The organism is Microbacterium horticulturae, from assembly GCF_029094505.1.
Taxonomy (GTDB): domain Bacteria; phylum Actinomycetota; class Actinomycetes; order Actinomycetales; family Microbacteriaceae; genus Microbacterium; species Microbacterium horticulturae.
Map to the genome: position 1 here is coordinate 492,697 of NZ_CP119108.1, position 21,354 is coordinate 514,050.

A 21,354-nucleotide genomic window follows, 5' to 3' on the forward strand; every position below is an offset into this window, starting at 1 on the left:
TTCTGTCGCCGCAAAACGGTAATCCGTGACGACTGAAGAATGGATGCCGCGGGCTGGGCATTCGCTCAGGGACTCGGGTTCCCGCTCAGGGTCCTGCGCTCAGGCCTTGCGCATGTACGCGCGCACGGTGAGCGGGGCGAAGACCGCGACGATGACGGCGGCGCCGAGCAGCGACATCCACACATCTCCGGTGATCGCACCGTTGTTGGCGATCTCGCGGACGGCCGTGACCAGGTGCGAGACCGGGTTGATGTGCACGAACCACTGCAGCCAGCCGGGCATCGTCGAGGGATCGACGAACGCGTTCGAGAAGAACGTGAGCGGGAAGAGCACAATCATCGAGATGCCCTGCACGCTGCCGGCGGTGCGGGCGATGACCCCGAAGAACGCGAAGATCCAGCTGATCGCCCACGAGCAGACGATGACGAGGATCGCGGCGAGCACGACGTTGCCGAAGCCGCCGGCGGGGTGGTAGCCCATGAAGAAGCCCATGACGAAGGTCAGCGTCGTCGCGATCGCGTAGCGCACCGTGTCGGCCAGCAGTGCTCCCGACAGCGGTGCTATACGCGCGATGGGCAGCGAGCGGAACCGGTCGAACACGCCCTTGTCCATGTCTTCACGCAGCTGTGTGCCGGTGACGACCGAGGTCGTGATGACCGTCTGCACGAGGACGCCCGGGATCAGTGCGGGCAGATAGCTCTGCACGTCGCCGGCGATAGCACCGCCGAACAGGAACGCGAACATCAGGGTGAAGATGATCGGCTGCACCGTCACATCGACGAGCTGCTCGGGCGTGCGGCGGATCTTGACGAGACCGCGATAGGCCATCGTGAGGGTGTTCTGGATGCTCTGCACCAGACTCGTGTGGTTGGAAAGGCGCCGCTCGGACGCCGGGACGATCGGGCTGGCGGTGATGATGCTCATGCCTGGACCTCCTCTTTCTGTGCGACGGCGGCCTGGTCGGCGGCGTCGTGTCCGGTGATGGTGAGAAACACCTCGTCGAGCGTCGGCTTCTGCATGCTCATCTCGTCGAGGTGGATGCCGGCGTCGCGCAGCGTGATCAGCAGTTCGGCGACGCGGTCGACGTCGGCCATGGGCGCGGTGATCCGCGATGCCTCAGGCGAGAGTGTCGCGGTGACGCCCAGCACCCGCTCGACAGCGCGCACGGCGTCGTCGGTGTCGGCGTCGTCGACCAGCCGCAGGACGAGGCTCGAGGTGCCGACCGAAGACTTCAGGTCGTCGGCGGTGCCCTCGGCGACCACCTTGCCGCGGTCGATGACCGCGATGCGGTCGGCGAGCTGATCGGCTTCGTCGAGGTACTGGGTGGTCAGCACGACCGTCGATCCGGTGGCGACGAGCTCGCGCACGGTGTCCCACATCTGCCCGCGGGTGCGGGGGTCCAGGCCCGTGGTCGGCTCGTCGAGGAAGATGAGCGGCGGCTGGGCGATGAGGGATGCCGCCAGGTCGAGGCGCCGGCGCATGCCGCCAGAGAACTTCTTCAGGGGGCGGCGGGCCGCTTCGGCCAGGCCGAAGCGCTCGAGCAGGTCGGCCGACTTCGCTCGGGCGTCGCTGCGCGACAGCCCGAGCAGGCGGCCGAAGATCACGAGGTTCTCGGTGGCCGAGAGCATCTCGTCGACCGACGCGAACTGGCCGGTGACGCCGATGAGCTGGCGGACGATCTGGGGAGCGCGCACGACGTCGTGGCCGAAGACGCGGGCCGAGCCCGCGTCCGGGCGCAAGAGAGTGGCGAGCATGTTGATGGTGGTGGTCTTTCCGGCGCCGTTGGGGCCGAGCACTCCGTAGACGGTGCCGGACTTCACCCGCAGGTCGACGCCGTCGACCGCGCGGTTGGTCCCGAACACCTTCACGAGGGAGTCGGCCTCAACGGCCCATTCGGTGGAACTTGTCATGCGACAAGCGTCGGCGACCCCGCTTTCACGCCGCTGTCGTGGCGCTGTCGTGCGCTGTCGTCACCTTTCGCGAGCCGACGCCCTACCGCTCGAACAGGGTCGTGCTGGGTTTCGGGGAGGGGCGGGCCGCGGCATCCAGCACCGGCCCCAGCGATCCCGCGAACTCGTCGATCTCGCGCCCCTGCGCCACCTTCGCGGGGTGCGGGCCCGCGGCCATCAGCCGCGGCAGCCACTGCGTGGGCAACGGCGCCGCCGACGCCGCGATCACGAGGTTGCCGAAGCGGCGCCCTTTGAGCGTCTGCACCTCGGCGAGCACGATGACATGCTCGAGCACGGCGCGCACGGTCGCGACCTGCTGGCGCGCGAAGGCGAGCCCGGCGCCGTCGGCGACGTTCACCAGCAGCACACCCTCGGCGTTCAGCAGAGTGGATGCCGCCCGGTAGAACTCCACGGTCGTCAGATGCGCGGGCGTCTGGGCGCCGGCGTAGACGTCCGACACGACGAGGTCGACGGCGCCGGTCAGCGCCGGAGGCAGCCGAGTCAGGCCCTCACGGGCGTCGCCGATGCGCACGCGGATGCCGGCGTTCTTCGGCAGCGGCAGGTGCTCGCGCACGAGGTCCCACAGCGCCGGCTCGAGCTCGATGACCTGCTGGCGCGACCCCGGGCGGGTCTGGGCGATGTAGCGGGGGATCGTCAGCGCCCCCGCCCCGAGGTGCACGGCGGTCAGAGGCTGGCCGGGCAGGCGCAGCTGATCGATGACCGCGCCCATGCGCGCGACGTACTCGAAGTGCAGGTGGGTCGGGTCGTCAAGGTCGACGTGCGACTGCGGCGTCTCGCCGACCATGAGCTCGAAGCCCGTCGTGTAGGGGCTCGGCACGACCCGGGCGAGGGTGCCGTCCGACAGACGTGTCTGCGGCGCATCGTCGTCGCGCTGTCGGTTCCGGCCCACGCGCCCAGGGTAGCGGGCGGGCCATGGCGCTCGCCGCAGAGTGGCGGTCGGTGCCGGATGCCGCGGCCCGCGGCATCCACCCGTCGTCCGGAATCTCCACCCGCGTCTCCACCTCGGGGTGGGGGGACGCCGGCGGCGGGGCGCCGAGACTTTCGAGTATGGACCTGGAGACCTTCATCGACATTGTGCTGGGCATCGCCATCATCTGCTGGATCGGCTACCGGCAGACCACGTGGCGCCCGGTCTCGACCGGTTCGATGTACCGGATGAGTCTGATCCTCGCGGTGGTCGGCGTGGTGCTCGGCGCGTCGTCGCTGGCGGCGATGAACGGGCTCGACCTGGCCGTGCTCGTGGCCGAACTGGTCATCTCGCTCGCGATCGGGGCGTGGATCGGCGCGCTGGCGCGATTTCGCCGGCTCGATCCGCCGGTGTCTGTCGGGCGCCGCGGCACGGTCGCCGATCACGAGTCGCGCACCGGCTGGTGGGGCCTGCTGCTGTGGCTGTCGCTGATCGCGGTGCGCGTGGGGATGGATGTCGCCGCCACCGCGATCGGTGCCCGCGTGGCGACGACCGCCGGGGTGATCCTGTTGCTGCTGGCCGCGAACCGGGCCGCGCGCACCGCGATGATCGCCCATCGGGTCGAGCGGCTGCGCCTCGTGGCGGCATGAGCCGCACCGCGTCAGGGCATGAGCCCGACTGCGTCACTCGAGATGCGTGAGGATGGAGTCATGAACGCGCGTGGCGGAGCGCTGTCGCTGGCCCTGAACCTCGTCGGCGCGGTGCTTGTCGCCTGGTGGCTGTTCGGGATCGCCCGTGACGATCTGGCCGGCTGGGCGGCGACCGTGGCCGGCATCGCCGTGCTGGCCTGGGGTGCCCGGGCTGTCTGCGCCTTCGCCGGCGCGCCGCGTACGGCCGTCGTGCTGACCGCGCTGGCGGTCGCTGCGGGCGCACTGGCGGCGGCGCCGACCGAGGGCACCTCGGTGATTCCTGCGGCGGTGTGTCTGCTCGCTCTCGTCGGCGATGAGAGGTGCTCGCCGCTGGCCGCGGTCGGCGCGACGGTGGCTGCGATCGGCGTGGCGGCCGTCGGCGTCGTGCTCGCCCCGGTGGAGCTGCCGGTCGTGCTGACCATCTTCGGCGTGCTCGTGATCTGCTGTCTCGGAGGGCTCGGCCGGCGCCAGGCCCAGGTGGCTGCGACTCAGGCGCGCCTGCTGCACGAGCAGGAGGTCGCTGCGCGGGAGGAATCCGGTCGGATCGCGATAGCCCGCGATCTCCACGACGTACTCGCCCACAGCCTGGGCGGTCTGGTCATCCAGCTCGACGCCGTCGACGCACTGTTGGAGGCGGGGGATGCCGCGGCCGCCCGCTCGCGGGTCGTCTCGGCCCGTGACCTCGCCGCAGCAGGCCTCGACGAAGCGCGGCGTGCGGTCGGGGCGCTGCGCGAACCGCGCACTCCGAGTGAAGCGCCCGTGCCGCCAGAGCGGCTGGCGGCGGCCCTGGCCGAGCTCATGCGCACCCACGTGTCGCTCGGCGGGCAGGCGTCGTGGCAGGAGGCCGGGCGCGGTGCGACCGTTTCGACCGCCACCGCGGCCGCCCTGACGCACGCGCTGCAAGAGGCGCTGAGCAACGCGCGCCGGCATGCGCCGGGCACACCCGTCGACGCACAACTGCGCTGGAACGACGGGCAGGTGCGCCTGACGGTGCGCAACCCACTCGTCGCGGGGACGGTGGCCGGCGCCGGATATGGCATCGTCGGGATGCGCGAGCGCTTCGCCGGGCTGCCCGCACCGGGCGGCGTGGACGCCGGCGCACACGACGGGATGTTCACCGTGACCGCATATGCCGAGGTGCCGCCCGCTTCTGAGGGCACGAGAGGGGAGCACGAGGATGGGTGACGGTCCGATCCGGGTGCTGGTCGCCGACGACCAGGCCATCGTGCGCGACGGACTGGTCACGGTGCTCGGCCTGCTTCCGGATGTCGACGTCGTCGGCGCCGCGGCCGACGGCGAGGAAGCCGTCGCCCTCGCCGTATCGCAGAAGCCGGACGTCGTCCTGATGGACTTGCGGATGCCGCGCTTGGATGGTGCGGCCGCGACCGCGCGGATCGCCGCCGATGTGCCGACCGCCGCCGTCCTGGTGCTGACCACCTACGCCGACGATGTGTCGATCTCGGCGGCTCTTCGCACCGGCGCGAAGGGCTACCTGACGAAGGATGCCGGCCGGGCGGAACTCGCCGCCGCGGTGCGCGCCACGGCGGCCGGACAATCGACGTTCGGCGCAGACATCGGCGTCAAGGTCATCGGAGCCGTCACGGCGGCGGCTGCGGCATCCATCCCCGCCACGCCCTCCGCCGCGCTCGCACGCCGCTTTCCGCAGCTCACGCCGCGCGAGGCGGACGTGCTCGCGCTGATGGCGGACGGTCATGGAAACGCCGAGATCGCGGCAGCGTTGTTCATCGGGATGGCGACGGTGAAGACGCACGTGAACGCGATCTTCGCCAAGCTGAGTGTGCGTGATCGGGCGCAGGCCATCGCCCTCGTCCGCTCCTGATCGGGCCGGCGTCGGGGTTATACCGCAGGATCTGAACCTCGTCAAGAATCCGGCTGGACATGGCGCGTCGCAACGCCTATAGTAGGTAGTTGCGCTCTGGTTCTCCCTGCCTTCATATGGTGGTCGGCGGGATCCGCGCGCCCGGAGGCTCCGCTCGACGCGTAAGCGGCGAGTGGAGTGGGCGCGTGGTAGGCCTGTGTGCCCCCGCTGGTTCCCGATGGACTCGACAGAGCATCCGATGGGCGGCGTTGCGAGGCGCGCAGGGTTCGGGGATGAGAGCGCGCCACCTGTCGACAAGGAACCGAAGCCCGCACCGGGCTCATGGAGGTTATCCCCTTGGCTGCTGCGCCCAACGCATCCAACACCACCACCACCAAGAACGGCCGCGGAGCATCCCGCCTCTCGTTCGCCAAGATCTCCGACACGCTGACTGTCCCCGATCTGCTCGCACTGCAGACGGAGTCGTTCGACTGGCTGATCGGCAGCGACGCGTGGAAGGCGCGCTCCGCCGAGTCGAAGGCCGCCGGCCGCGCCGACACGCCTGAGCACAGCGGTCTGGAGGAAATCTTCGAGGAGATCTCGCCCATCGAAGACCTCAGCGAGACGATGCAGCTGAGCTTCACGAACCCGTACCTCGAGCCGGAGAAGTACTCGATCGAGGAGTGCAAGGAGCGCGGCAAGACCTACGCCGCCCCGCTGTACGTCGAGGCCGAGTTCATGAACCACCAGACCGGTGAGATCAAGACTCAGACGGTCTTCATGGGCGACTTCCCGCTCATGACCGACAAGGGCACGTTCATCATCAACGGCACCGAGCGCGTCGTCGTGTCGCAGCTCGTCCGTTCGCCCGGTGTCTACTTCGACAAGACGCCCGACAAGACGAGCGACAAGGACATCGTCTCGGCGCGCGTCATCCCGAGCCGCGGTGCGTGGCTCGAGTTCGAGGTCGACAAGCGCGACCAGGTCGGCGTGCGCATCGACCGCAAGCGCAAGCAGTCGGTCACGGTGTTTCTGAAGGCGCTCGGTCTGTCCAGCGACGACATCCTGAGCGAGTTCGCCGGCTTCACGTCGATCGAAGACACCCTGAGCAAGGACACCATCCTCACCCAGGAGGAGGCGCTGCGCGACATCTACCGCAAGCTGCGTCCGGGTGAGCAGGTGGCCGCCGAGGCCGCCCGCAGCCTGCTCGACAACTACTACTTCAACCCGAAGCGCTACGACCTCGCCAAGGTCGGCCGGTTCAAGATCAACCAGAAGCTGGGTGTCGAGGCGCCGCTGTCGGACTCGACGCTGAGCGTCACCGACATCGTCGAGACGATCAAGTACCTCGTCCGCCTGCACCGCGGCGACGCGACCTTCACCGGCCGTCGCGGCGGCAAGGACGTCGAGATCCGCATGGACACCGACGACATCGACAACTTCGGCAACCGTCGCATCCGCGCGGTCGGCGAGCTCATCCAGAACCAGGTCCGCACGGGCCTGTCGCGCATGGAGCGCGTCGTTCGCGAGCGCATGACCACGCAGGACATCGAGGCGATCACCCCGCAGACCCTGATCAACGTACGACCCGTCGTCGCCGCGATCAAGGAGTTCTTCGGCACCTCGCAGCTGTCGCAGTTCATGGACCAGAACAACCCGCTCGCGGGCCTGACCCACAAGCGCACGCTGTCGGCGCTGGGCCCCGGTGGTCTGTCGCGTGAGCGCGCCGGCGTCGAGGTCCGTGACGTGCACCCCTCGCACTACGGCCGCATGTGCCCGATCGAGACGCCGGAAGGCCCGAACATCGGTCTTATCGGCCGTCTTGCGACCTTCGCGCGGATCAACTCGTTCGGCTTCATCGAGACGCCGTACCGCCGCGTCGTCGAGGGCAAGGTCACCGACCAGATCGACTACCTGACCGCGACCGAGGAAGAGGACTTCATCGTCGCGCAGGCCAACGCGCCCCTCAAGGCCGATGGTCGCTTCGCTGAAGACCGGGTCCTGGCACGCCAGAAGGGCGGCGAGGTCGACCTGGTCCACGCCGACGAGATCGGGTACATGGACGTCTCGCCGCGCCAGATGGTGTCGGTCGGCACGTCGATCATCCCGTTCCTCGAGCACGACGACGCGAACCGTGCCCTCATGGGTGCGAACATGCAGAAGCAGGCTGTGCCGCTGCTGCGCAGCGAGTCGCCCGTGGTCGGCACCGGTATGGAGGGCTACATCGCCATCGACGCCGGTGACGTGATCACCGCGCAGAGTGCCGGTGTGGTCGCCGAGGTCTCGGCCGACAAGGTCACGGTGCAGCTCGACGAGGGCGGCATCCAGGAGTACTACCTGCGCAAGTTCGACCGCTCGAACCAGGGCACCTGCTACAACCAGCGCGTGGTCGTCTCGGCAGGGGACCGCGTCGAGGTCGGCGAGGTCATCGCCGACGGCCCCGCCACCGAGAACGGTGAGCTCGCGCTCGGCAAGAACCTGCTCGTCGCGTTCATGACGTGGGAGGGCTACAACTACGAGGACGCGATCATCCTCAGCCAGAACCTGGTGAAGGACGACACCCTCTCCTCGATCCACATCGAGGAGTACGAGGTGGACGCCCGTGACACCAAGCTCGGCAAGGAGGAGATCACCCGCGACCTGCCCAACGTCAGCCCCGACCTGCTCAAGGACCTCGATGAGCGCGGCATCGTGCGCATCGGCGCCGAGGTGCGTCCCGGCGACATCCTCGTCGGCAAGGTCACCCCGAAGGGCGAGACCGAGCTGTCGGCCGAGGAGCGCCTGCTCCGCGCGATCTTCAACGAGAAGAGCCGCGAAGTGCGCGACACGTCGCTGAAGGTGCCCCACGGTGAAGAGGGCACGATCATCGCGGTCAAGGAGTTCAACGCCGAAGAGGGCGACGACGAGCTCGGCAACGGCGTGAACCGCCGCGTCGTGGTCTACATCGCCCAGAAGCGCAAGATCACCGCGGGCGACAAGCTCGCCGGCCGCCACGGCAACAAGGGCGTCATCTCGCGCATCCTGCCGGTCGAGGACATGCCGTTCCTCGCCGACGGCACGCCGGTCGATGTCATCCTGAACCCGCTCGGCATCCCCGGTCGCATGAACTTCGGCCAGGTCCTGGAGACCCACCTCGGGTGGATCGCCAAGACCGGCTGGAAGGTCGACGGCGAGCCGGAATGGGCCAAGGAGCTGCCGGAGAACGCCCGTGAGGCAGCCCCCGGCACGAAGGTCGCGACCCCGGTGTTCGACGGTGCGCACGAGGAGGAGATCGCGGGTCTGCTCGACTCGACGCTCCCCACGCGCGACGGCGACCGCCTGATCGACTCCAGCGGCAAGACCACGCTGTACGACGGCCGCAGCGGCGAGCCCTTCCCGGCTCCCATCTCGGTCGGCTACATGTACATCCTGAAGCTGCACCACCTGGTGGACGACAAGATCCACGCCCGCTCGACCGGTCCGTACTCGATGATCACTCAGCAGCCGCTGGGTGGCAAGGCGCAGTTCGGCGGCCAGCGCTTCGGTGAGATGGAGGTGTGGGCCCTCGAGGCCTACGGTGCCGCCTACGCTCTTCAGGAGCTTCTGACGGTCAAGTCGGACGACATCCTCGGCCGCGTCAAGGTGTACGAGGCCATCGTCAAGGGCGAGAACATCCCCGAGCCCGGCACGCCCGAGTCGTTCAAGGTGCTCATGAAGGAGATGCAGTCGCTCTGCCTGAACGTCGAGGTGCTCTCGGCCGACGGCACGGCGGTCAACCTCCGCGACACCGACGACGAGGCGTTCCGCGCTGCGGAAGAGCTCGGCATCAACATCTCCAGCCGCTTCGAGACCTCGTCGATCGACGAGATCTGATCCGGCCCGGCCGATATCTAGAGAATTCCCACACAGGAGAAATAGTGCTCGACGCAACTACTTTCGATGAGCTTCGCATCGGTCTGGCCACCGCCGACGACATCCGTCGTTGGTCGTACGGTGAGGTCAAGAAGCCCGAGACCATCAACTACCGCACGCTCAAGCCCGAGAAGGACGGTCTGTTCGGTGAGCAGATCTTCGGGCCCAGCCGCGACTGGGAGTGCGCCTGCGGCAAGTACAAGCGGGTCCGCTTCAAGGGCATCGTCTGCGAGCGCTGCGGCGTGGAGGTCACCAAGTCCTCCGTCCGCCGCGAGCGGATGGGCCACATCGAGCTGGCCGCCCCGGTCACGCACATCTGGTACTTCAAGGGCGTCCCGTCGCGCCTCGGGTACCTGCTCGACATGGCGCCGAAGGACCTCGAGAAGGTCATCTACTTCGCCGCGTACATGGTCATCTCGGTCGACGAGGAGGCCCGCCACCGCGACCTCCCCACGCACGAGAGCAACCTCCGCCTGGAGATGAAGACCATCGCCGACCGTCGTGACGCGCGCGTCGCGGCCCGTCTGGCCAAGCTCGAGGAAGACCTCGCCGCCCTCGAGGCGGAAGGTGCCAAGGCCGACCAGAAGAAGAAGACGAAGGATGCCGCCGAGAAGGAGATGGCATCCATGCGCAAGAACGCGGACGAGCAGATCGCCCGCCTCGAGCGCGTCTGGGAGGACTTCCGCACCCTCGAGGTCGGCGCCCTCAAGCCCGAGGACGACGTGTTCCACGAGCTGCAGGACCGCTTCGGTCAGTACTTCGAGGCCTACATGGGCGCGGAGTCGATCCAGCGTCGCCTGCAGGCCTTCGACCTGGCTGCCGAAGCCGACAACCTGCGGCTGCAGATCTCCGAGGGCAAGGGCCAGCGCAAGATCCGTGCGATCAAGCGCCTCAAGGTCGTGAACTCGTTCCTGTCCACGGGCATGAGCCCGGCATCCATGGTTCTCGACGTCGTCCCGGTGATCCCGCCGGAGCTGCGCCCGATGGTCCAGCTGGATGGTGGCCGCTTCGCGACCAGTGACCTCAACGACCTGTACCGTCGCGTGATCAACCGCAACAACCGCCTCCGCCGTCTCATCGACCTCGGCGCGCCCGAGATCATCGTGAACAACGAGAAGCGGATGCTGCAGGAGGCCGTCGACGCGCTGTTCGACAACGGCCGCCGCGGTCGCCCGGTCACCGGTACCGGTAACCGTGCGCTCAAGTCGCTGTCCGACATGCTCAAGGGCAAGCAGGGCCGGTTCCGCCAGAACCTGCTCGGCAAGCGCGTGGACTACTCGGGCCGTTCGGTCATCATCGTCGGCCCGACGCTGAAGCTGCACCAGTGCGGTCTGCCCAAGCAGATGGCGCTCGAGCTGTTCAAGCCGTTCGTGATCAAGCGCCTCATCGACCTGGGTCACTCGCAGAACATCAAGGCCGCCAAGCGCGCCGTCGAGCGCACCCGGCCCGAGGTGTGGGACGTGCTCGAGGAGATCATCCGCGAGCGCCCCGTGCTGCTGAACCGTGCGCCCACGCTGCACCGTCTGGGCATCCAGGCGTTCGAGCCGCAGCTCGTGGAGGGCAAGGCCATCCAGCTCCACCCGCTCGTGTGTGCGGCGTTCAACGCCGACTTCGACGGTGACCAGATGGCCGTGCACCTGCCGCTGTCGGTCGAGGCGCAGGCCGAGGCCCGCATCCTCATGCTGGCATCGAACAACATCCTGAAGCCGTCGGACGGCCGTCCGGTGACCCTGCCCTCGCAGGACATGATCATCGGTCTGCACTTCCTGACCACGCTCAAGGAAGGCGCCAGCGGCGAGGGTCGTGTGTTCGGCTCGGTCGGCGAGGCCATCCTCGCTCGCGACGAGGGCACGCTCGACCTGCAGGCCAAGGTGCGCATCCGCATTCCGGGTCTCGCCTTCCTCGAGGGGGAGTCGCCCGAGGGGTACGAGAACCACGGCCTGGTCGACACTTCGCTGGGGCAGGCTATCTTCAACGACACGCTGCCCAAGGGCTACCCGTTCGTGCGCGAGCAGGCAGACAAGGGCAAGCTCAGCCAGATCGTGAACAAGCTGGCCGAGGAGTACCCGAAGGTCACCGTGGCCGCTGCCCTCGACGCGATCAAGGACGCCGGTTTCTACTGGGCCACCCGTTCGGGCGTGACCGTCGCCATGAGCGACATCCTCACCCCGCCGGCCAAGGCTGCGATCATCGGCGAGCACGAGAAGCGTGCCGCGAAGGTGCAGAGCCAGTACGAGAAGGGTCTGACCACCGACGCCGAGCGTCGTCAGGAGCTCATCAAGATCTGGACCGAGGCGACCGACGAGGTCCAGAAGGCGATGCGCGACAACTTCCCGGAGGACAACACCATCAACCGCATGGTGTCGTCGGGTGCCCGTGGTAACTGGCTGCAGATCCGGAACATCGCCGGTATGCGTGGTCTGGTGAACAACCCGAAGGGTGAGATCATCCCGCGCCCGATCATCTCCTCGTACCGCGAGGGGCTGAGTGTGGCCGAGTACTTCATCGCCACGCACGGTGCCCGTAAGGGTCTGGCCGACACCGCTCTGCGTACCGCCGACTCGGGTTACCTGACCCGTCGTCTGGTGGATGTCTCGCAGGACGTCATCATCCGCGAAGAGGACTGCGCGACCACCAAGGGCCTCGAGCTGCCGATCGCCGCGCCCGGCGTGGACGGCACGCTCGTCCGCGACGCGAACGTCGAGAACTCGGTGTTCGCCCGCACCCTGGCCGCGGACGTCGTGTCCGAGGCGGGCGAGGTGCTGGCCGAGGCCGGCTCCGACGTCGGCGACGTGCTGATCAACCGCCTCGTGGAGTCCGGCATCGAGACGATCAAGGTGCGCTCCGTGCTCACCTGTGACTCGGCCGTCGGTGTCTGCGCGAAGTGCTATGGGCGATCGCTTGCCACCGGCAAGCTCGTCGACATCGGCGAGGCCGTCGGCATCATCGCGGCCCAGTCGATCGGTGAGCCCGGCACGCAGCTGACGATGCGCACCTTCCACACCGGTGGTTCGGCGTCGGCGGACGACATCACCCAGGGTCTGCCCCGTGTCACCGAGCTGTTCGAGGCGCGCACACCCAAGGGCGCGTCGCCGATCGCCGAGTCCGACGGTCGCGTGACGATCGACGAGACGGAGAAGACCCGCAAGGTCATCGTGACTCCTGACAACGGCGACGAGCCGCACGTGTACCCGGTCCTCAAGCGCGCCACGCTGCTCGTGGAGGACGGCCAGCACGTGTCGGTCGGCCAGCCGCTGCAGGTGGGCACGCTCGACCCCAAGGAGATCATGCGCGTTCAGGGCGCCCGCGAGGTGCAGAAATACCTCGTCAACGGCGTGCAGGGCGTGTACCGCTCCCAGGGTGTGCCGATCCACGACAAGCACATCGAGGTCATCGTCCGCCAGATGCTGCGCAAGGTCACCGTCGTCGACCACGGCGAGACCACGCTGCTGCCCGGTGAGATGGTCGACTCGCGTCGCTTCATCGACATCAACCGTGCGTCGGTCGGCGAGGGCAAGCGCCCGGCGTCGGGCCGCCCAGAGCTGATGGGTATCACGAAGGCGTCGCTCGCGACCGAGTCGTGGCTGTCGGCCGCGTCGTTCCAGGAGACGACGCGCGTGCTGACGCAGGCCGCGATGGAGGGCAAGAGCGACCCGCTCATGGGCCTGAAGGAGAACGTGATCATCGGAAAGCTGATCCCCGCCGGCACCGGACTGACGAAGTACCGGAACGTCGTCGTGGAGGCCACCGAAGAGGCGAAGAGCGAGCGGTACCCCAACCGCATCTTCGCGTCGGACGGTGCGTACAGCGACGCCGACCTGAGCTACGTCGACTTCGACAGCTTCTCGACGGACGACTACACCCCGGGTACGTACAACTGACGTACCCCGCTCGTTGAGCGCGGCGCCGCAGGCGCCGAGGCGAAACGCACAGGAAGGCCCCCGGCACGCGCCGGGGGCCTTCCTCGTTTTCGGCCCGCCGCCGCGTAGCGTGGAGGCGGGGGAGGGAACGATGATCGGGGGACGCAACGGCTGGATCGCCTGGCCGGTCGGTATCGTCTGCGTCGGCGTGGTGGGCGGACTCGTCTGGCTGGCCGCGCCGGGCGTGCCGTCGGCCGTGCAGTTCGCGGGCGATGTGCTGCGCTCGGGGAGCGCGCAGCTCGAAGAGCCGGCGCATTCGCCCGATCCGGTCGTCACGCTCGCGGCGGGCGACGACTGCCGTGAGCTGTACCCCAGCGACCTCTGGACGGAGCTGACGTGGGCTCGCGACCGGGTCCTCAGCCAGTCGCAAGACGCGCCGAGCACCTCGGCGGAGTCGGTGCGCGACGCCCTCTCGCCCGACGTTCTGATGACCTGTGCCTGGCGCACAGGTGATGGCCAGACCGTCACGACGACGCTGTCGCGGGTGGATGCCGCCGCCGCCGCGATCGCGCGCGACGCGTTCACCGGCGCGGGGTTCGCCTGCGCTCCGCTGGCCGCGGGCGTGCGGTGCACGCACAGCACCGGCACCTTCGACGAGGACGACATCGTCGCCGGCGACCTCTGGCTCGTCACCACCGAGGACGGGTGGCACCCCGAGGGCTACACCGACCGACTCGTGCAGCACCTCTGGCCGCAGTAGCAGGGCTCGAGGCTTCATGGCCGTGTCGAGGCATCGCGCGTCTCGCGGCGTCCGCACCTCTCGCGGCATCCGCAGTGTCGCGGCATCCCTCTCCCCGGCATCCGGGGCCCGGCATCCCGCGGCCCCGGCCTCCCGCGGCCCGGCCTCGGTGTGTGTGAACAGGAAGTTCAATGAGCTTTTCGGGTGGGTCGTCATGGTCCCGACACGCGCTCATCCGCCCGTCGGCCCGACCACACGCGCTCATCCGTGGGCCCGACCACGCGCGCTCATCCACCCGTCGGCCCGACCACAGGCGCCCGACCACGCCCGGCCCGGCCACCCATCCGTCCCGGCAACTCACCGCTTCGGGCCGGGCACCTCCCACGTGTGCACGGGCGCGTTAGCGTTCATGCCCTCCATGTAGAGCTTCAGCATCTCGGCCAGGGCCGCCTCGCGGTCGAGGCCCCGGTCTTCGAACGCATGCACGGCAGCCACCTGCCACGACGCCCCGTTGACGCGTTCCCGGCAGCGCTCCTCGATGATCGACAGATACCGGTCGCGGACGGCGGCCGAGACATCCCACCGCTCCAGTCCCTCGTGCGCGAGCGGAAGCAACCGGCGCAGCACGAGCTCGTCCCACGGCACCGCCCCGATGCCCGGCCAGTAGAACGTCGACTCCACACCGCGCCGCGCGCCTTCGGCGAAGTTCGCACGGGCGGCGTCGAAGCTCATCTTCGTCCACATCGGGCGGTCCTGCTCGGCGAGCATGCGCACCACCCCGTAGTAGAACGCCGCGTTGGCCATGATGTCGGCGACGGTGGGGCCCGCGGGCAGCACGCGGTTCTCGACGCGCAGGTGCGGCGTGCCGTCGACGACGTCGTACACCGGGCGGTTCCACCGGTAGACGGTGCCGTTGTGCAGTCGCAGCTCTTGCAGCAGGGGAGCACGCCCGGCGCGCAGTTCGGCCTCGGGGTCTTCATCGGTTGTCTCGGGCAGCAGCGCGGGGAAGTAGCGCACGTTCTCCTCGAACAGGTCGAAGATGCTCGTCACCCACCGCTCACCGAAGAAGACGGGCGGACGCACCCCCTGATTGCGCAGCTCGGGCGAGCGCGTGTCGGTGGCCTGCAGGAACAGTTCGGTGCGGGTCTCGGCCCACAGCTGCTTTCCGAACAGATACGGCGAGTTCGCGCCCAGCGCGAGTTGCGGGCCGGCGAGGATCTGTGCGGCGTTCCAGTGCGCGGCGAACGACGACGGCGCCACCTGCAGGTGCAGCTGCACCGACGTGCACGCCGACTCGGGCGCGATCGTCGGCGAGTACATGCGCAGCGACTCGGTGCCCACGATGTTCAACTCGAGGTCTTCGCGGCGCGCGGCGAAGATCGCCTCGTCGAGGGCGGCGTAGCGCGGATTGGCGCTCATCCACTCGCCCTCCAGCTGCTCAGCGCGAAGGGTGGGGAGGATGCCGACCATCACGATCCGCGCACCTGCTTCGCGCGCCCGCTCGTCGGCGCGGTCCATCGACCAGCGCAGAAGCTCTTCGAGGTCGATAGCAGAGTCGCCGGGCAGGGGGCGCGGCGGCACGTTGAGCTCGATGTTGTAGCGACCCAGCTCGGTCTGGAAAGCGGGATCTGCGATGGCCCCGAGCACCTCGGCGTTCGCCATCTTCGGCTGGCCCTCGTCGTCGACGAGGTTGAGCTCGATCTCGAGTCCCGTGAGCGGTCGCTCCAGCTCGAAGACCTGCTCGCGCAGCATCTGCTCGAACACGTCGAGGCACCGCTGCACCTTGGCGCGGTACGCGGTGCGCTGCTCGCGCGTGAATTCGAGCGAGGAGATGTCGTCTCCCATGGCGAAGAGCATGGCACATCCCGGCCGCGCTGTCGCGTCTACGCTGGGACGACGAAGGGAGAGACGACAGTGGATGACGCATCCGACGAGCCCGCGCCGGCACCGGCGGGCACGGCAGACCCGGGCGCGGGGCGCGGCCCGGACTGGCTCGACACCGCGTTGCGTGCCGAGCTGCCACGGCTCGTGCGCCTGCGGCGACACCTGCACGCGCATCCCGAGCTCTCCTGGCAGGAGAACGCGACGACCGCGCTGCTGCACGACGTTCTGGCCGCCGCGGGCATCCCCGCGCAGGTGCTGCCCGGCGGCACCGGCTTGGTCGCCGAGATCGACGGCGGCGCGCCCGGCCCGGTCATCGGCCTGCGCGCCGACATCGACGCCCTGCCGGTGACCGAGGGCAGCGGCCTGCCGTTCGCCTCGACCGTGGCCGGCGTCGCGCACGCCTGCGGGCACGACGTGCACACGACGGTGCTCGTGGGCACGGCGCTCGCCCTGCACGCGGCCCCGGTGTTCGTCGGGCGGGTGCGACTGCTGTTTCAGCCCGCCGAGGAGAGGATGCCCGGCGGGTCGCACCAGCTCGTGGCCTCGGGCGCGCTCGACGGCGTCGGCCGTCTGTTCGCCCTGCACTGTGATCCGCGGGTCCCCGTGGGTCAGGTGGGTCTGCGCGTGGGGCCGATCACCTCGGCATGCGACATGATCGAGCTCGAGGTCACCGGGCCCGGCGGGCACACATCGCGTCCGCATTTGACGGTGGACGTCGTGGGAGCCCTCGCCACGGTCGCGACGCGGCTGCCGCTGCTCGTGAACCGGCGACTGGATCCCCGATCAGGCGCGGTGCTGGTGTGGGGCGCGATCCAGGCGGGCGCGGCATCCAATGTCATTCCGCGGCAGGGGACGCTCGGCGGCACGCTGCGCGTCATGGACCGCGCCGCGTGGGAGCTCGCCGAGCCCGTCGTCACCGAGCTCGTCGAGCAGCTGCTCGCGCCCAGCGGCGCCGAGCATCGGCTCACCTACATCCGCGGCGTGCCGCCGGTGGTCAACGACACCGCATCCGTCGCGCTGCTGCAGAGCGCCGTGACGGCCGGCATCGGCACGGACGCGGTCGTCGAGGCCGAGCAGTCGGCAGGCGCCGAAGACTTCGCCGTGCTGCTCGATCACGCGCCCGGGGCGCTCGCTCGCCTGGGCGTATGGGACGGCCTCGAGCCCCAGGTCGACCTGCACTCCTCGGCCTTCCGCGCCGATGAACGGGCGATCCCGGTCGGTGTGCGTACGCTCGTGCACACCGTGCTGGCCGCAGGCTGAGGCGCCGTCGGCGCAGAACTCCGCCCTGCGCGCCCCGTCACCCGAAGACATGCGCGACGACGCTCGAGGTGTACCCCTCCGGGGCGAGGTTCGAGTACTGCGTGTCGATCATGACCCCGTCGCGCCAGAACATCGTGCGTCCATCGGTGACGGGGTACTGCTTGTTCTGCCAGGTGCGTTCGCAGCGTGTGCCCTCGTCGGGCGTGTAGCACGTCGCGCCTTTGTCGCGGAAGGCGTTCATCGCGTCGAGCGCGGGCCCGCGGTTCATGTGAGAGATCGTCGTGGTCAGATTCGTCGTGTCGGCGCTGGGCGAGCCCCACACGCAGATGAGCGAACCGTCGGACTGCACGCCGGTCGGCGCGAACGCCTTGTCGTTGAGCGGCTGGTCCTGCAGCTGAGCGAGCACCGCGGCCGACACGATGGCGCGACAGTCGGTGGGCAGCGCCACGGCAGGAGCGACGGTGGCCGTGGGTGTCGGGCCGGGGGTGGCGGTCTGCTCGGCGACCGCCGACGATGTCGCCGCGGACGTCTCGGGCGCCGGATCGGGGGCGCACGCCGTGAGCGCCGTGAGCAGGAGGAGGGATGCCGCGACCGCGGCCGCAGAGGGGATCCGGCGCATCCCCTCACTGTAGAAGGAGCGGCCCCGCCGTCCCGTCCGACACGCGTCGGCACGCCTCCGCGACGCCCGCGGAGCCCGGCGGTACCCTCGCAGAGTGGGGACCGTCCCCGTGTGAGGAGTCCTGCTGATGAGTGATCCCCAGGAGCCCGTCGGCGAGCCGATCGAGGAGTCGACATCCGTCGACGACGTCGTGGGCCGGGCGCACGAGGGCCTCGCCGAAGCCGAAGCCGCCGGACGCGATGCGACCGACGAGTCCGCGGCCGCGGCATCCACCCCTCCCGCCGACGAACCCGCAGCCGCCGCGTCTGGCGAACCCGATGACGCCGCGGCTGCCGAACCCGACGGAGCCGCAGCATCTGCCGAACCCGACGTCGTCACAGCCGCATCCGCCGACGCCGACGAGCCCGTCTTCTCGACGCCGGCACTGAACGAGGTGCACGGCACGTACGGCGAGAACGCCGATGCCGCCGCCACCGAGGCGTACGACGCGTCACGCCCGGCTCCCGCCACCGATGCGTACCCGGCCGAAGCCGGTGCCGGCGCGGCGGCCGCGGCATCCATCGCCGAACCGGCGGCTCCGCAGCCGATCTTCGTGCAGGCGCCCGAAGAGCCGCACCCGCGCGGCAATCGCGGTGCGGCCGGCGGAATCGGCCTCATCGCGGCCGTCTGCTTCGCCGTGCTGTACCTCGCGTCGGGCCTGGTCATCGGCCTGGTCGACGGCAGCATCACGAACGACGGCCTGACCGACTGGCTGGTCGACGCGCTCTCGTCGTGGGCCCTGTGGGTGCCCACGATCGTGTTCTTCATCGCGTTCTGGCTGCTGGGCGCGATCATCAACCGCGGCCGCTGGGGCGCGTGGGTGATCATCGGTCTGCTCGTGGGCGTCGCGGCCTGGGGCGGGCATCTGCTCGGTCAGCTGTTCGAGGCGCCGTTCTGGAACGTCACCGCGTCGGAGGGCGCCGATATCGTCAACCAGCAGCTGTTCGCGCCGCTCGCGATCGCCGCCTTCATCATCGGCCGTGAGCTGACGATCTGGTTCGGTGCATGGGTCGCCGCGCGCGGCAGGCGCGTCACGGCGCTCAACGTCGAGGCGCGCCGTGAATACGAGCGCACGCTCGAGGCGGGCCCGCAGCTGGCACGCTGATCACATGACGAATGCACCGGGCGGACCGGGCTCTGCCAAAGGCGGGCCGGTCCGCCCGGTCGTCGCATGGGCGTTCGCCACGGTGCTGTTCGTGGCGCTCATGGTCGCCGGTCTCGGCCTGGTCAGCCTGGCCACCGGCCGCGACGTCATCCCGGTGCCCGACTTCGGCGGCCTGGTGGGCACCGTCGCCGCCATCCTCGCGGCGGTCGCGTTCGCGGTGGTGCTGTGGATGCTGCTGCGCCGGCCGCGCCCGTCACTGTGGGGCGCCGTCGGCACGGGGCTGGCCGCATTCCTCGTGTACCTGGTGACCGTGTGGCTGGGCGGCGCCGTGCACACCAGCGACATCGTGCTCGCGGCATCCGTCGCCGGAGGGCTGGTCACCGGCGGCTTCGCCCTGGTGGTCGCCGGGGCCGGGCTCGTCGCCGGCTGGGGCGGGATTCTGCTCATGCGCGCCCGCGGCGGACGCCCGCGATGGCCGTGGGAGGGTCACGACGAGCCGTGAGCGGCCTCGCGCGTTACGGTGGAGACGTGGAGCGCTCCCTGGAAACCCAGGTCAGCCAGGCAGTCGACGCCTGGCTGCGGTGGCTGCCGCGCTGGGAACCGGCCACGCATCGCGGGAGGGTCGCGGTGTGCCGCCGCTGCTTCGGGTCGCCGGTGCTGTCGGCGGCGGGGCTGGGGGCGGACGTGCCGCACGGCGTCCAGCACGGACTCTCCACTCGCATCAAGACGATCGTCGACCACGCGGTGGCCGAATACACAGCGCGCAATCTGCCGATGCTGCAGACCGAGCTCGACCAGCAGGCCGAGCGCAACCGCGCTCGCAGCTATCGGCCGGGAGAGGGGCTGGACCCCGAATTCGAGGGGATGCCGCTGGATCCCGACCCGCAGCCCGGGGCTCCGTTCCTGTTCACGCTCGCGGGCATGGCCGACCAGGCCGATTCCGAGGTGCCTGCGCTGCCGCCGCTGAGCGAAGAGGCCAAGGCCGCGTTGCGCCAGGAGGTGGGGTTGGCTGACGAGTACGCGAACATGGTCGGGCGCGAGGTGTGCTCGATCCTGCTGGGACATCGGCTGCGCATCCAGACCGCGATCGCCGAGTTCGTGGAGCCGCAGGTCGCCGCCCTCCTCGAAGAGCTGACACGGTCGCTCGACGCCCCGTTCGACCCGACCGACTGACTCGCCCCGCACCCCGCCGATCCACCCGGCGAATTCATATGAGTTTGTCCCATGCACATCGAACCGCCGGCGGTTTGATGTGCGCGCGACAGTTCCATATGAATTTGCCGTAGGGGAAGGGCGGGTTGCCTGCGACGCCGCGCGACCGGGCACCGCGCGCGGGTCCAGTTCGATTTGCTACGATGACCGGGCCCGACCGCTGTCTGCGCGCACCACGGACGGTGCTTTCGCTCTGCTCGCACACCCGGCAACCAGGAGGGGACCGCTATGCCCAAGCGCCTGCCGTCCGAGCCGCCGGTGCTGCCCGGGCTCACCTATGTGCGCCCGCTCGGCTCGGGCGGCTTCGCCGACGTGTTCCTCTACGCGCAAGACATGCCGCGCCGCCAGGTCGCCGTCAAGGTTCTGCCCGCCGGTATCCACGACGCCGAGCTGCTGCGGATGTTCAACGCCGAGGCGGACATCCTCGCGCACCTGTCGGCGCATCCCTCGATCGTCACGGTCTACCAGGCCGGCATCTCGGCCGACGGACGCCCCTACATCGTCATGGAGTTCTGCCCGGGCTCACTCGCACAGCGCTACCGGCTCGAGCGCCTGCCGCTCGACGAAGTGCTGACGATCGGCGTCAAGATGGCCAGCGCCGTCGAGACCGCGCACCGCGCCGGCCTCGTGCACCGTGACATCAAGCCCAGCAACATCCTCATCACGACCTTCGGCTCTCCCGTGCTGGCCGACTTCGGCATCTCGTCTTCGCTCGCGCCGACCGGCGGCGGCGAGGTGCTCGCGATGAGTGTGCCGTGGAGCGCGCCCGAAGTCATCGCCGAGCAGACGGCGGGTACCGTCGCCAGCGAGGTCTGGGGACTGGGCGCGACCGTGTACTCGCTGCTGGCCGGGCACAGCCCGTTCGAGCGCCCTGAGGCCGGGCAGAACTCCCGCGACCAGCTGCGCCGCCGCATTCAGCGCGCGTCGTTCCCGACGATGCGTCGGCCCGACGTGCCCGCCCAAGTGCTCGAGGTGCTCCAGGTGGCGATGGCGCGCGACCCGCAGGACCGCTACCCGTCCGCGCTCGCCTTCGCGCAGGCGCTGCGCGACGTGCAGCATGCCGTCGGCTTTCCGCCGTCGCCGCTCGAGGTCGCCGTGGACGAGTGGGTTCCCGGCGACTCGACGGTGGATGTGCGGGATGCCGCGGCCCGCGGCCCCGTCATCTCGTCGGTGGCTCACGATGCGCGCCGTCGTGCCCCCGCCGTGGCTCCCTTGACCGCGCGCGACGAAGACACCGATATCTCCGCCCCGTCCGTGCACACCTCTCGGCGGGCGTGGCCGTGGATCGTCACGAGCGCGGTCGTCGTGGTCGCCGTCGCGCTCGTCGTCTGGGCTGTCGCCTCCGGGGGAGCGGCCTGAG

General features: G+C 69.6%; 16 protein-coding genes. 11 read left to right on the plus strand and 5 right to left on the minus strand.

The window, feature by feature from the left end; translation table 11 throughout:
• Positions 1–99: 99 nt before the first annotated feature.
• The 3 genes from PU630_RS02260 to PU630_RS02270 all read right to left on the minus strand — a co-directional run bounded on the left by PU630_RS02260 (position 100) and on the right by PU630_RS02270 (position 2,859).
• Positions 100–924 (minus strand): ABC transporter permease, encoded by an 825-nt coding sequence (locus PU630_RS02260; protein ID WP_275278738.1) that lies wholly within the window; start codon positions 922–924, stop codon positions 100–102.
• Positions 921–1,910, minus strand: coding sequence for an ATP-binding cassette domain-containing protein (locus PU630_RS02265; RefSeq protein WP_275278739.1), 990 nt, complete (start codon positions 1,908–1,910; stop codon positions 921–923). The genes PU630_RS02260 and PU630_RS02265 overlap by 4 nt, the downstream gene beginning before the upstream one ends.
• An 82-nt stretch (positions 1,911–1,992) precedes the next feature.
• The gene (locus tag PU630_RS02270) at positions 1,993–2,859 is read right to left on the minus strand and encodes a spermidine synthase (protein WP_275278740.1); all 867 of its coding nucleotides are present in this window, start codon (positions 2,857–2,859) and stop codon (positions 1,993–1,995) included.
• A 23-nt stretch (positions 2,860–2,882) separates the two neighbouring features.
• On the opposite strand from PU630_RS02270, the gene PU630_RS02275 reads away from it, so the two are divergent.
• The 6 genes from PU630_RS02275 to PU630_RS02300 all read left to right on the plus strand — a co-directional run bounded on the left by PU630_RS02275 (position 2,883) and on the right by PU630_RS02300 (position 13,896).
• Positions 2,883–3,527, plus strand: a complete 645-nt coding sequence (locus PU630_RS02275; protein WP_275278741.1) for a hypothetical protein — start codon at positions 2,883–2,885, stop codon at positions 3,525–3,527.
• A gap of 60 nt (positions 3,528–3,587) precedes the next feature.
• The gene (locus PU630_RS02280) at positions 3,588–4,751 is read left to right on the plus strand and encodes a sensor histidine kinase (RefSeq protein ID WP_275278742.1); all 1,164 of its coding nucleotides are present in this window, start codon (positions 3,588–3,590) and stop codon (positions 4,749–4,751) included.
• Entirely contained in the window at positions 4,744–5,406 is a 663-nt protein-coding gene (locus tag PU630_RS02285) for a response regulator transcription factor (RefSeq protein ID WP_275278743.1), read from the plus strand. Before PU630_RS02280 ends, PU630_RS02285 begins: the two co-directional genes overlap by 8 nt.
• A 336-nt stretch (positions 5,407–5,742) precedes the next feature.
• Positions 5,743–9,237 (plus strand): DNA-directed RNA polymerase subunit beta, encoded by a 3,495-nt coding sequence (rpoB, locus tag PU630_RS02290; RefSeq protein WP_275278744.1) that lies wholly within the window; start codon positions 5,743–5,745, stop codon positions 9,235–9,237.
• Between the two features lie 44 nt (positions 9,238–9,281).
• Positions 9,282–13,157, plus strand: a complete 3,876-nt coding sequence (gene rpoC / locus PU630_RS02295; RefSeq protein WP_275278745.1) for a DNA-directed RNA polymerase subunit beta' — start codon at positions 9,282–9,284, stop codon at positions 13,155–13,157.
• Between the two features lie 130 nt (positions 13,158–13,287).
• Positions 13,288–13,896, plus strand: a complete 609-nt coding sequence (locus tag PU630_RS02300; RefSeq protein WP_275278746.1) for a hypothetical protein — start codon at positions 13,288–13,290, stop codon at positions 13,894–13,896.
• A 336-nt stretch (positions 13,897–14,232) separates the two neighbouring features.
• On the opposite strand, the gene PU630_RS02305 is transcribed toward PU630_RS02300, so the two are convergent.
• Positions 14,233–15,720 (minus strand): glutamate-cysteine ligase family protein, encoded by a 1,488-nt coding sequence (locus PU630_RS02305; RefSeq protein ID WP_275278747.1) that lies wholly within the window; start codon positions 15,718–15,720, stop codon positions 14,233–14,235.
• Between the two features lie 69 nt (positions 15,721–15,789).
• Between PU630_RS02305 and PU630_RS02310 the strand changes: the two genes are divergently transcribed.
• On the plus strand, positions 15,790–17,019 hold the full coding sequence (locus PU630_RS02310) for an amidohydrolase (protein ID WP_275278748.1): 1,230 nt from the start codon (positions 15,790–15,792) through the stop codon (positions 17,017–17,019).
• A 37-nt stretch (positions 17,020–17,056) separates the two neighbouring features.
• Here the strand turns inward: PU630_RS02310 and PU630_RS02315 are convergent, their stop codons facing one another.
• Positions 17,057–17,638, minus strand: coding sequence for a hypothetical protein (locus PU630_RS02315; protein ID WP_275278749.1), 582 nt, complete (start codon positions 17,636–17,638; stop codon positions 17,057–17,059).
• Between the two features lie 127 nt (positions 17,639–17,765).
• Here PU630_RS02315 and PU630_RS02320 point away from each other — a divergent pair, with 127 nt between their 5' ends.
• The 4 genes from PU630_RS02320 to PU630_RS02335 all read left to right on the plus strand — a co-directional run bounded on the left by PU630_RS02320 (position 17,766) and on the right by PU630_RS02335 (position 21,353).
• Positions 17,766–18,782 (plus strand): ABC transporter, encoded by a 1,017-nt coding sequence (locus PU630_RS02320; RefSeq protein ID WP_275278750.1) that lies wholly within the window; start codon positions 17,766–17,768, stop codon positions 18,780–18,782.
• A 4-nt stretch (positions 18,783–18,786) separates the two neighbouring features.
• Entirely contained in the window at positions 18,787–19,284 is a 498-nt protein-coding gene (locus PU630_RS02325; RefSeq protein WP_275278751.1) for a DUF6121 family protein, read from the plus strand.
• Between the two features lie 26 nt (positions 19,285–19,310).
• Positions 19,311–19,955 carry a spermidine/putrescine ABC transporter substrate-binding protein gene (locus PU630_RS02330; RefSeq protein WP_275278752.1) on the plus strand — a complete coding sequence of 215 codons (645 nt, stop codon included), beginning with the start codon at positions 19,311–19,313 and terminating at the stop codon, positions 19,953–19,955.
• 267 nt (positions 19,956–20,222) lie between these two features.
• A complete protein-coding gene (locus PU630_RS02335) occupies positions 20,223–21,353 on the plus strand; it encodes a serine/threonine-protein kinase (protein WP_275278753.1) in 1,131 nt (376 codons plus the stop codon).
• Position 21,354: the final 1 nt, after the last annotated feature.

Bases quoted from the DNA above. Each gene is read 5' to 3' on its own strand.
- PU630_RS02260 (WP_275278738.1), bottom strand. From the start codon at position 924: ATGAGCATCATCACCGCCAGCCCGATCGTCCCGGCGTCCGAGCGGCGC.
- PU630_RS02265 (WP_275278739.1), bottom strand. From the start codon at position 1,910: ATGACAAGTTCCACCGAATGGGCCGTTGAGGCCGACTCCCTCGTGAAG.
- PU630_RS02275 (WP_275278741.1), top strand. From the start codon at position 2,883: ATGGCGCTCGCCGCAGAGTGGCGGTCGGTGCCGGATGCCGCGGCCCGC.
- PU630_RS02280 (WP_275278742.1), top strand. From the start codon at position 3,588: ATGAACGCGCGTGGCGGAGCGCTGTCGCTGGCCCTGAACCTCGTCGGC.
- PU630_RS02285 (WP_275278743.1), top strand. From the start codon at position 4,744: ATGGGTGACGGTCCGATCCGGGTGCTGGTCGCCGACGACCAGGCCATC.
- PU630_RS02300 (WP_275278746.1), top strand. From the start codon at position 13,288: ATGATCGGGGGACGCAACGGCTGGATCGCCTGGCCGGTCGGTATCGTC.
- PU630_RS02305 (WP_275278747.1), bottom strand. From the start codon at position 15,720: ATGGGAGACGACATCTCCTCGCTCGAATTCACGCGCGAGCAGCGCACC.
- PU630_RS02315 (WP_275278749.1), bottom strand. From the start codon at position 17,638: ATGCGCCGGATCCCCTCTGCGGCCGCGGTCGCGGCATCCCTCCTCCTG.
- PU630_RS02320 (WP_275278750.1), top strand. From the start codon at position 17,766: ATGAGTGATCCCCAGGAGCCCGTCGGCGAGCCGATCGAGGAGTCGACA.
- PU630_RS02325 (WP_275278751.1), top strand. From the start codon at position 18,787: ATGACGAATGCACCGGGCGGACCGGGCTCTGCCAAAGGCGGGCCGGTC.
- PU630_RS02335 (WP_275278753.1), top strand. From the start codon at position 20,223: ATGCCCAAGCGCCTGCCGTCCGAGCCGCCGGTGCTGCCCGGGCTCACC.